General features: G+C 63.9%; 10 protein-coding genes. 7 read left to right on the top strand and 3 right to left on the bottom strand.

Annotated elements, in window-relative coordinates; translation table 11 throughout:
- From NTZ43_09745 to NTZ43_09720, 6 genes are all read left to right on the top strand, one after another.
- Positions 1-211 (top strand): hypothetical protein (locus tag NTZ43_09745; GenBank protein MCX5767489.1); only part of this gene is annotated, 211 nt, incomplete at its 5' end.
- A gap of 51 nt (positions 212-262) precedes the next feature.
- Positions 263-676 (top strand): hypothetical protein, encoded by a 414-nt coding sequence (locus NTZ43_09740; GenBank protein ID MCX5767488.1) that lies wholly within the window; start codon positions 263-265, stop codon positions 674-676.
- Positions 677-686: 10 nt separating this feature from the next.
- Positions 687-1,136 carry a hypothetical protein gene (locus NTZ43_09735; GenBank protein ID MCX5767487.1) on the top strand — a complete coding sequence of 150 codons (450 nt, stop codon included), beginning with the start codon at positions 687-689 and terminating at the stop codon, positions 1,134-1,136.
- A gap of 11 nt (positions 1,137-1,147) precedes the next feature.
- A complete protein-coding gene (locus NTZ43_09730; GenBank protein ID MCX5767486.1) occupies positions 1,148-1,963 on the top strand; it encodes a hypothetical protein in 816 nt (271 codons plus the stop codon).
- Between the two features lie 20 nt (positions 1,964-1,983).
- Entirely contained in the window at positions 1,984-4,716 is a 2,733-nt protein-coding gene (locus NTZ43_09725; protein ID MCX5767485.1) for an NEW3 domain-containing protein, read from the top strand.
- A gap of 8 nt (positions 4,717-4,724) precedes the next feature.
- A complete protein-coding gene (locus NTZ43_09720) occupies positions 4,725-6,971 on the top strand; it encodes a penicillin acylase family protein (protein MCX5767484.1) in 2,247 nt (748 codons plus the stop codon).
- Positions 6,972-7,013: 42 nt separating this feature from the next.
- Here NTZ43_09720 and NTZ43_09715 read toward each other — a convergent pair whose 3' ends face one another.
- Positions 7,014-9,218 (bottom strand): DPP IV N-terminal domain-containing protein, encoded by a 2,205-nt coding sequence (locus NTZ43_09715; GenBank protein ID MCX5767483.1) that lies wholly within the window; start codon positions 9,216-9,218, stop codon positions 7,014-7,016.
- 276 nt (positions 9,219-9,494) lie between these two features.
- Between NTZ43_09715 and NTZ43_09710 the strand changes: the two genes are divergently transcribed.
- Positions 9,495-10,451, top strand: coding sequence for a D-2-hydroxyacid dehydrogenase (locus NTZ43_09710; GenBank protein ID MCX5767482.1), 957 nt, complete (start codon positions 9,495-9,497; stop codon positions 10,449-10,451).
- Between the two features lie 80 nt (positions 10,452-10,531).
- Here NTZ43_09710 and NTZ43_09705 read toward each other — a convergent pair whose 3' ends face one another.
- A complete protein-coding gene (locus NTZ43_09705; protein MCX5767481.1) occupies positions 10,532-10,936 on the bottom strand; it encodes a helix-turn-helix domain-containing protein in 405 nt (134 codons plus the stop codon).
- A 5-nt stretch (positions 10,937-10,941) separates the two neighbouring features.
- Positions 10,942-11,280 carry a type II toxin-antitoxin system RelE/ParE family toxin gene (locus NTZ43_09700; protein MCX5767480.1) on the bottom strand — a complete coding sequence of 113 codons (339 nt, stop codon included), beginning with the start codon at positions 11,278-11,280 and terminating at the stop codon, positions 10,942-10,944.
- Positions 11,281-11,332 lie beyond the last annotated feature (52 nt).

Raw genomic sequence — 11,332 nt, 5'->3', positions numbered from 1 at the left:
GACGCTCTCGGTCACCCTCGCGGCCCCGGCTGGCGGCACGAGCGGTGGCGCGAAGTCGCTGTCGGCCACGGCGGCCGATCTGGTCACCGGCATCACGAAGGTCAATGCCGCCGGCCTGACGATGACGTATACGCTCGACGCAACGGCTTTGGCCGGCGTGGTGGCGTCGACCACCCGCGTGGTGACGTACACCATCACCGGCGGCGTGTAAGGAACAATGCTGCGCAGGGGCTGCACAACTCGGATGGTTCACGCGTGGGGAGTGGCAACATTGCTACTCCCCACGAAGGCCATCAGCGCTCAGTACATGAGCGTGAGTGGTACCCCAACGCTTCGCGTCACAACATCCGTTGCAGGCACCTCGTTGTTACCAGCTACGGACGGCTCTACCACGTATACCGTCATCAACGTCACTGGCACCACCAAGAAGTTGGTCGCACAACTCAGTTCCGCCATGCCGACAGGGCTCACGCTCAAGGCAACGGCGGTGGCGCTCGGCGGGGGAACGAGCCTCGGCGCCGTCACGCTCGACGCCACACCGCGGGATCTGGTCACGGGCATCGGCACTTCGGTCACGTCGAAGTCGATTACCTACCAGCTCACCGCTGATCTCACGGCGAGTTTCATCGCCAGTCAAACCCGAACGATTTCGTACACGCTCGTCACCAGTCCGTAGGAGCCCTGCCATGTCTTTTCGACGCCCTGCCCTCTTCGCTGCCGCGGTGTTCTGCGGTGCGGGAGTAGCGAACGCGCAATCGAGCGTCACGCTGTCGGGCTCACCGTCGTTGCGCATCCAGAGCGCCGTGGCCGGTAGCAACCCCACGCCCGTGTCGAATTCCGTCGCCAGCTACAACATCGGCGGTCGCGACCGCTCGAGCACGTACAAGCTCACCGCTCGGCTGAGCTCGAACATGCCAACGGGTACTACCCTCACTGTCTTGGCCGCCGTAGACGTCGGGGACACCTCGATGGGCGCCGTGACGCTCGACACAACGACGCGTGACATCGTCACCACGATCAACAGTCCGACGGCCTCGGCCAAAACGCTCACCTATACGCTGACCGCTTCCGCTGCGGCCGGCGTCGTGACCTCCCAGACCCGCACCGTGACATACACGGTCACCCTCGCCCCGTAAAGGAAACCACAATGCGTAGTCGTCACCTGTCCTCTCTTAGCCTCGGCGCTGTGCTGTGCCTCGTGCAGGCGCCCCGCGCCGCCCAGGCGCAGATCGCCGTGCTGAGTAGCACGGTCGAAGAGCGCGTCGCGTTTCCGGGCGATCGCTACACCGGCACCATCGTCATTGGCAACTCGACCACGAGGCCGCAGGTCGCGCGCATCTTCCAGACCGACTACAGCTTCCTCGCCAATGGCACGTCGGCATTCGACGAGCCGGGCACGATGCAACGTTCCAATGCCAACTGGATCACGCCGCAGACCACGCGCGTGGTCGTGCCCGCCGGCACGCAGATCGTCGTGCCGTATTCCGTGCTTGTGCCGTCGCGCGACTCCCTCACAGGGAGCTACTGGAGCACCATCATGGTGGAGGGCGCCCCCAACGAGAGCGCCGAGTCCGCCAAGCCTGGCGCGCCGGGTGTAGCCGTGGGTGCGATCATCCGCTATGCCATTCAGGTCACGACGCACGTGCGCGATCAGGGGGCGCGCACGGTGCAGTTCGAGAACGAACGTGTGAGCACCACGTCGTCCAACGCCTCCATGTTTGACGTGGATGTGGCGAACGCTGGTGAGCGTGCGTACCGGCCAATCCTCTGGATTGAAGTGTACGACGCCGACGGTGCGCTGCGCGCCAAGGCCAAACAGTCGCGCGGCCTGCTCTATCCGGGCTCCTCGCTCCGCCAGCACTTCGACCTCGGCACCCTTCCGACTGGGCGCTATAAGGCCGTGCTCTTTGCCGATACCGGCAGCGACGCGGTGTTCGCGAAACAGTTCTCGATCAACTTCTAGCTTTCTCGCCTGATATTCCCGTGTCCCTTCGCTCCGTAGCCCACGCGTTGTTGTGGGCGGCCTTGGCCGCCTCAACAGCGCGCGCCCAAGATGGCGTGACGCTCCGAGTGGCGCGGCGCGAGGGCGTGAGTGCGGACGCGGGCGATGTGATGACCACAGCCTTCACGCTCCGCAACAACGGGAGCGATTCGGCCCACGTTCGTGTGTCACTGGCGGTTCCCGCCGGTTGGCTCGCCCTGACGGGCAGCGTGAAAGTGCACGTGGCGCCGCACGACCGTGACGTGGTGTTGCTCAGTGTGGCGACGCCGAGTGGTGCGCCCGCGGGCCGGTATGTGCTTCGCGCGAGTATTGATGATCTGGCTGCGGCCGACTCACTCGTCGTGACGGTGCGCGAGCATCGCGCGGTGGAAGTGCTCCCCCTCGACGCACCAGGCTGGGTCGCAACGGGAATGCCCTTTGCCGCACGGTTCCTCGTGCGCAACCACGGAAACCTCCCCGCGACCTATGAACTGGACGGCACGTCGGTGCAACGTGTGCGGATGCGCACGGAGCCCTCCGTCGCGCAGCTTCCGCCGGGTGGCACAGCCGTTGTGGAGGTCCGCGGCATGTCGCATCCGGGGCTGCTCAACGCCGTGGACGATCTCGTGGAACTTCGCGTGAGCGACCGCGATGACAGCAGGGTCTCGGCTTCTGCGTCGCAGCATACAACGTTCGTCCCGCGCGGGACCGTGGGCGGCAACTACAGCACGGTTCCGATTGAGATTGCCGTACGCGCGGCAGGTGCCCCGTCCGGCGTCTCGCCTGTGGTGATTCAAGGTGGCGGACTGTTGGCCGATGGCCGCACCTCCGCGGTGTTCTCCTTGGCCGCTCCGACCAACCGCCGGTCGCAGTTCGGTTTTGGTGAGCGCGAGGAGTACAAGCTGCACATTGAGAACGAGCGTTGGAAGCTGAAATTGGGTGACAACGTCTTCTCCTTCTCCCCATTGACGAGTAGCGGCCTGCTCGGACTCGGCGGTGAGGTGGGGCTGTCTACGAGTTGGCTGGAGACGGGTGCGTACGCGCAGCGCCCGCGCTGGATGTCGCAGTCCACCACGGAGTACGGCGCTCGCATCGGCATGCCCACGTCCTGGCCGATTCGCTTGTTCGGCAGCGCCATGGAACGCATCGGAAACAATCGTAGCACGGCACTGGTGGGCACGACTGGCGTCGATGTGCGACTGCCGTTTGCTGGTTCACTGCAACTCGAAGGCGCACGTAGCGACAGCGGGGCCGCCGCTGGGCTGGCCACGCGTGCGCGTCTGTTTGCACGCGGCGAGAGCTGGTCGATCTCCGCGAGCGGAATTCGCGCCGATTCGGCGTACGCAGGTCCGTTGAAAGGTGCGACCGTCGGCGATGCGTCGGTAGAATATCATCCGCTGTCCCGCCTTTCCTTCAACGTGTCGGCGAGCGGGCGCGACTGGCATCCGCCGTTGCTGCCGCACGCGCCGGCCTCGCAGCGCTTCTCCACCACCTCGGCGAGCATCAGCTGGATCGGGGTGATCACGCTTGAATACACGACGCTCGACCGACGCGACGCGAGCACCGACAGCGTGACCGTCAGCGGGTATCAGCGCAGTTTGCGCGCGTCCACTTCGGTGAGCCTCGGGCGCCTCAACCTGACGACGTCCGCCGAGCGTGGACTTACGGAAGACCGGCTCCTCATGGGACACGGCGAATACACCGCACTTTCGCTCAACCTGCGCGCCGATTTCGGCAGCGCTGGCGTGGTCAACCTGTATGGGTCCAAGAGTTACGGCGCCACGCTGTCAAGCGGCACGAGCGGCGTGCAGAGCTCTGGTGCGAATATCCAACTCAAACTGCCGTTGTCGCTGGAACTGCTCGTCGCCGTGTCGGCGCAGCGCGCGACGCTCGGCGATTACGACGGCTCAGGCGTCTGGTTTGGTCAGGGTGACGTACGCCTCGACTATCGTTTCGATAATGGCGCGACGATTGGCCTGCGCGCGCATCGCATTGAACGCACCGCCGTGTTCGGCACGCCGAACGCAAGCGGATTGTTCGCCGAATATCGGATGCCGTTGCACATGCCGACTGGGCGGAGCCGCGATGCCGGTCGCGCCATCGGTGTGGTGCGCGACGCGCTGACCGGTGAGCCGGTGTCCGGCGTCCTCGTGCGCATGAATGGCAACGCCGCACTCACCGACGCCAAGGGCCGTGTGATGTTTCGTGGGCTCCCGCCGGCGTTGCACCGCGTCGAACTCGATGCCTCGCACCCCACGGTGGGCGAACTCGTGATAGGCAATGCGGAAGTGGACATGCGCCACGCCGGCACGCAGCCGGTGGAGTTCAACGTGGCGGTCACGCGTGGTGCCGCCATTCGCGCGGTCGTGCGCCGCTACGATGCGGGGGGCAGCACCATCAATGCGCGTGCCGACACGCTGGTGGATGCCGGCGTGATGCCCAACGTGCTCGTGGCCCTCGAAGGCGCCAAGGACACGCTGTACCAGTCGAGCGACGAAAAGGGACGCATTGACTTCGGCACGGTGCCCCCGGGCGCCTGGGTGATGCGCATTCGGACGGGCGACCTGCCGGCATTCCACAACTTTGCCAACGACCGCGTCTCGATGGTGGTCAGCCCAGGTGAACGACGCGAGGTGGAACTCCGCCTCGTGCCGCAGCGCCGCAGCGTCACCTTCGTGGGCGACGGCATGGATCTTCGCGCCAAAAAGTTGCCGGAGAACAAGGAAAAGCCGTAGCATTCGGCATGCGTTTATTCCATGCCCGCTCCACGCGTCGTGCCTTCGCCACGATTGCCCCCCTGCTGATTGCCATCACGGCCCTCTCCCTCACTGCCGCTCGGCGCCAGCCGGACGAACTGTGGCGGCAGGTTGAGATCATTCGCACCGCGTATGGTGTGCCCCATATTCGCGCCGAAAACGTGCGAGCCGCAGGGTACGCGCTCGCTTGGCTGCAGCTCGAAGACTACGGTCCCCGTACGGCGATCAATGTGCTACGGGCTCGCGCCGAGATGGGGCGGGTGTTTGGACGCGACAGCATGGCGTCGGACTTCGTCAATCAACATCAGCGTGCGCTGGCCGTGGCGAACTACCCGCGACTCGAGCAGTACACACGCGACATCTACGACGGCTTCGCGGCGGGAATCAACCGCTATGTGAGCCTGCATCCGGACGAATACCCCAAGGGTTTCCCTGTCGATTTTAGCGGCTACGACGTGGCGGCGCTCGATATTGGCGATCCGGCGTGGGCGGCCGCGCAGGCGTTTGTAACTCGCCTCGAAGCAGCCACCGCACGCGACTCGGCGCGTGGGACGCGCGGATCGCGTGGCGCGGGTCCCTCGCGCAGCACCGAACGGCCGACCGACGCAAGCTCCGCGGACGACGCCGCCGCGCAAACGAACGCCGACGCCCTGCGCAACGACAACGTCGGCTCAAACGCCTGGGCCTTTGCGCCCAGCCGCACCAAGAGCGGGCGTGCCATTTTGCTTCGCAATCCGCACCTCGCGTGGAGCGCCGGCTACTACGAAGCGCATATGACCGTGCCCGGCGTGCTCGACTTCTACGGCGATTTTCGCATTGGCGGCCCCTTTGCCGTAGTCGGTGGCTTCAACCGAAACCTCGGCTGGTCCACCACCAACAACGCACAGGGATTGAGCGAGATCTACGCGCTGGAGGCTGATCCGGCGATGCCCGACCATTATCTCCTGGACGGCACCTCCCTCCCGCTGACCCGCGAACTCAACACGGTGGTGTTTCGCCATGGCCGCGCCTTCTCCTCGGAGACGCGCGAGAGTTGGTGGACGCAGCTCGGGCCAGTGATTCACCGAGCCGACGGCAAAATCTATGTGGTTAAAACCGCAGGCGACGGCGAGTACCGCGGCGGTGAGCAGTTTTTGCGGATGATGCGCGCCAACTCGCTCGCCGAGTGGAAGGAAGCGATGAAGCTGCGCGGGCGGCTGACGTCGAACTTCACCTATGCAGACCGTGCGGGCAATATCTTTTTTGTGTGGAACGCCGCGCTCCCCGCGCTGCCGCATGTTTCGGGCGGCGACACGGTGGCCGTTGCCGTGCGCGAGACGCGCGAAACGTGGACCCGTTACGTGCCCTTTGATTCACTGCCGCAGTTCCTCAACCCCAAAGGCGGCTACGTTCACAACGAGAACAGCTCGCCGCACTTCACCAATGTGCGGAGCGGCATTGATACGACCAACGCGTATCCGAATTTCGAGAAGCCGTCGTTCTCGCTACGGAGTCAGTTGGCGCTCGATATTGTCGGCGGCGACACCAAGGTGAGCTTGGATGATGTGGTGCGCATGAAGCACGATTATCGGATGCTACTCGCGGACCGCGTGAAGCCCGATCTCATTACTGCGGTGCGCGCCGCGCACCCCACCGGCGACGTGGCCGCCGCGCTCGCGCTATTGGAGAAGTGGAACAACAGTGCCGCCGCCAGCAGCAAGGGCGCGATGCTCTTTGAGGTATGGTGGCAACGCTACGGCAACGGCAAACCCGATTCGTTGCGCTTTGCCAAGGCGTGGTCGGCCGCCGATCCGCTCAAAACACCGTATGGTCTCGCGGATGCTGCGCGCGCGGCGGAATCGTTTGCCTGGGCCGTGAGTGAAACCGCTCGTCGGTACGGCTCCTACGACGTGGCGTGGGGCGACGTGCATCGCGTGCGCCGCGGCACGGTGGATGTGCCCGTGGGCGGCTGCACCGGCGCCGAAGGTTGTTTTCGTGTGCTACAGTTTGAACGGACGAGCGACGGCAAGTTCGCCGCCAACGGCGGCGATGGTTGGGTGCTCGCGGTGGAGTTCACGGATGTGCCGCACGCGTACTCGGTGCTCGCGTATGGCGAGAGCCCGCGTCCGGAATCGCGCTGGCACGCTGATCAAGCCGCGATGTTCGCCCGCGGGGAACTCAAGACCGTGGCATACACCGAAAAAGACGTCGTCGCGCAGGCCCAAATGCGATACCGTCCGGGAGAGAAGCCGTAGTTCTCTCCCGGACGGCTCGATGTTTCCAGACGACCCAACTGTTCAGGGCGCCTTGATTTCGTATTCCTTGGGCGGATCCATCTCGAGCAACCAGCGCACGAAGTAATCCCAGCGGCGGCGCATCATATAGTTGGATGCGTTGCCGTAACCGTGCGCCTGATTCGGTAGCATCAACAGGTCAAAGTCCTTGCCGGCCTTGATGAGCGCATCCACCACGAGCAACGTGTTGTCGGGCGGCACGTTGTTGTCGAGGGTGCCGTGGGCGAGCAACAGATGCCCCTTGAGGTTCCGCGCCATCGTCTGGTTGGCTTCGACGTTGTAGCTGTCGGCGCCACCGTCGGCACCCGCGAGCAGGAGCCCCTGATAGCGCTCGCCCCAGTCATCTTCGTAGTTGCGTTGGTCGTGATTGCCCGATTCTGAAATGCCGACCTTGAAAAAGTCCGGATAGCGGAACATCGCGTCGGCGGTAATGAAGCCGCCGCCCGAGTGTCCCCACATCGCGGCTTTGTCGATGTCGATCCACGCATAGCGCTTGGCGAGCTCCTTCATCCCTGCCACTTGATCGGGGAGAGTGTTGTCGCGGCCCATGGCGCCGTAGTAGGCGTCGTGGAAACCCTTGGAGCGGCCCGGCGTACCGCGTCCGTCAATGGACACGACCACAAAGCCGAGCTCGGCGAGCGCCTGTTTGTCACCATGCGCGGCGGCAAAGTTGCGGCCACCAACGCTCCCGGACTGCGGCCCCGGGTACGCGTTGTTGATGATCGGATATTTCTTGGTGGAATCGAAGTTGGTGGGGCGGAAGAGCTGGCCGTAAATATCGGTCTTGCCGTCGGCGGCTTTTACGCTGAACGGAATCGGCGCCTTCCAGCCAGCGGCCATCAACTTGGAGACGTCGGCTTTTTCGAGCGGCATCACGAGCTTGCCCGTGCCATCGCGCAGCACGGTCACCGGTGCGGCGTCGACTTTCGAATAGGTATCGACAATCCACTTGCCGTCACTCGACATTTGCATCGTGTGATCGCCGTCATCGGGCGTGAGCGAGAGCTGCGGGCCTTTGCCGTCGAGTCCAATCCTGTAGAAGTGGCGCAGATAGGGATCCTGCCCCTTCTCGCGGCCCATGGCCTGATACCAGATGGTGCGCGCCTTTTCATCAATTTTGGTGATGGCCTCTACCGGCCCTTCGCCGCTCGTGATTTTGTTCTTGGGTTTGCCGCTGGTGAGGTCGTAGAGGTAGAGCTGACCCCAGTCGTCACGCTGCGAATACCAGATGACTTCCTTGCTCTCCCAGAGCACACGCCAGCCGGTGCGCGATTCAAAATGCGTCGGCACGGTTTCTTCGAAGAGCGTGCGTACTTCGCCGGACTTTGCATCGGCCAGTTTGAGCACCGCGGACTTGTGGTCGCGCGTCGTGGAGGCAAAGGCCAACTGCGAGCCGTCGGGGCTCCAGTTGTAATCGGCCATGGTGATGTTGTCGCCAATGGTGCCGCGATGCGGGTCGGCCGGTGCCTTGAGGCGCACCACCGTCTTGGAGTCCACATCAATCACCACGTGGTGAATCATCTGAATGACGCTGTCGCCTGGGAGCGGATACTTCCACTGCTTGAGCACGGGGTGACCGACCTTGGTCTCCACCAGGTACATCTCGCCCACGTGGCGCTCGTCCTGCTGGTTGGTGGCAATCTTCTTGGAGTCGGGCGACCAGAGCACAATCGCGCGATCACTCATGGCCCAGCCGGCGTTGTCAGTGGCGTAGCCAAAGTCTTTGACGCCATCGGTGGTCAGCTGCGTTTCAGTGCCCGTCGCCACCTCGCGCACCCAGAGATTGTAGTTCTTAATGAACGCCGCACGCTTGCCGTCGGGCGAGGTGACCGCGTTACCAGCGCCGCCGCGTCCGCCACCACCACCGGCGCGTCCACCTGCGCCGCCGCGTCCACCGCCGGCGGGCATCTCGGGCACACCTGGGCAGTTCGTGCGTAGCGCATCACAAACCACGCGCACTTTCTTGGCGGGGTCCACCATCACCTGCTCGCGTCCGGCGGCGGTGGTGTTCACATACCAGAAGCGATTATCGGGAAGCCAGGTGGCGTTCACCGTCCCCCCAACCACGAGCGGCGTCACAGACGGACCGAGCATCTTCACCGCACGATCGTAATCGGCGGTGGTCAGGGCACGATGTTGAGCGGGCAGCGCACTGGCCGCTACGACACAAAGAAATCCGCCCAAGGCGGCACGAAACGCGAATCGCATTGCAGACTCCATCAGGGCTATCGGGAAGGCGAGCACCAATCTTCGAAATTGCAGAGCGGGACGCTTGGCGGCAAATGCGGGTCCGTACGGAAACGGTACGAGCTACGGCCATAACTCGTTGAACGAACTCATCTTATGACCCGTAGTGGTGTGCACGCGCCCCTCGGGACAACGCTCCTGTTCCATTGCCGAGGGGTGGTGCCGTCGACGATCTTGGAATGCTGAGGGTCGCTTTCGTGACCGGGATGCTGAAGCCCGTGTTCCTCTGGGGGTTTGATGCGTGTGTTTTCGCTGCCGTATTCACCGCGCCGCATCGTGATTGGTGCTGGCACGCACGCGGCTATCGCCGCCTACATTCGCGAGCGGCGTCCGGCCTTGGAGTTTCGCGGTGCTCCGCACACCGACATTACCGCTGACGACCTCGCGTGGGCTGACACTTACATCGGGTTCAAACGGCCGCCCTCCGCTGCGACCATGGGCAACGTGCGATGGGTGCACTGCACCGGCGCCGGGGTGGATTCATGGCTCTCGCCGGTGGAGCTGGATCGGTCGTTGCTGCTGACGCGCACGCCGGAATCATTTGGCCCCGCGATCGCGGAGTGGGCGGTGGCACGGGTGTTTGCGTTTCGGCAGCAGTTGTTGGCGCTGGCGGACTCGCAGCGAGCGCATCAGTGGGCCCCGCGCGAGCGGGTGGCGGTCGCGGGCACCAAGGCGCTCGTCGTGGGCACCGGGGATGTGGGACGGGCGGTGGCGCGTGCGTTGACCGCGCTCGGCTGCGAGGTGAATGGCGTGTCGAGGTCGGGCGCGCCGGTCGCGGAGTTTGGCTCGGTATATCCCGTGAGCGAACTGGTCAACGTCGTTGGCGATGTGCAGTGGATTGTGTTGGTGGTGCCTGACACGCCCGCCGCGCGCGGAATATTCTCACGCGAGGTGCTGTCGCGCTGTCACGGTGCGGTGTTACTCAACGCCGGACGTGGCTCGACGCTTGACGAAGGCGCGTTGCAAGAAGCGCTCGACAAGGGATGGTTGCGTGGGGCGGCACTCGATGTGTTTGCGGTGGAGCCGCTCCCCAGTGATTCACCGCTGTGGGATGATGCGCGTGTGATGATTTCGCCGCACATCTCGGGGGTAACGACTGTCGAGGGCGCGGGGAGCGGATTTCTCGAGTGTGTGGAGGCGCTTGAGCAGGGGCGGTTGCCGAGTTGGGCGGTGGATCGGGGGCGGGGGTACTGAGGCACCGATAGCGCCGCCGAGCTTCGGGCTCACAATTCCGGCACGAACACCGGTGACGCGTGCGTGCGGTTCGGCAAGGCTTAGCGTTTTGTTTTGCGCGCTTTGTACGGACGCACCGTTCGCTCTTTCACCATTGAGAGCAGCAACTCAGGCTGTTGCTCCGTCACTTGCAACAGGCGCAGTGCGGCTCCATCTGGATGCCGCTTCCCCTGCTCCCACGCGCGCACAGTCTCCGGACTCACATTGAGCGCTTGGGCAAAGAGCGGTTGGGAGAGCTTCATACGGGCACGGAGTTTCGCGATGCGCTGGTACGAGTATTCCGGCGCTTCAGCGATTTTGCTATCAGCGGCGGTCAGCGCCACCGCATGGATACGGTATTCACCGTACGGCTTTCCCTGCTCAAGGGCCACCATCTGCTTGAGCCCTTCGATGACGATGTCTCCAACTGTTGGCTCTGCTACTGTCGGACGGCGCCGTTTTGCCACGCGTATCACTCCACGGTAGAAAGTAGGTCGCGGATCACGCGCAGTTGCGAGGGGGTGAGATCGCGTTGCGTGTTCTTGGCAAAGGCGGCCAGGACATAGACTCGGTCGCTTCGCAGTCGCAAGAAGTAGATGAAGCGGGCGCCGCCTCGTTTTCCGGTACCTTGCAGCGCCACCCGCACTTTGCGTACTCCACCGCCGCGCGGAATGACTCGCCCCGCGAGCGGATTCGCTGCAATCGTCTGCTCGAAGGCTCGCTCGACCTCATCGGAGAGTGAGCCTTTGACGAAACGTTCGTAGAAATCTGAATACACAAACTCAATCCATCGGGCGTGGGGCGGTGCCATAAGAAGTATAGTACCCAGTACCACCCCACACAAGCCATCATTTTGCCGCTCG

The sequence above is a fragment of the Gemmatimonadota bacterium genome, assembly GCA_026387915.1.
In the GTDB taxonomy this organism is placed as follows: domain Bacteria; phylum Gemmatimonadota; class Gemmatimonadetes; order Gemmatimonadales; family Gemmatimonadaceae; genus Fen-1231.
The sequence above is the reverse complement of the archived record's forward strand: the minus strand, read 5'-3'. Positions and strand labels throughout refer to the sequence as shown.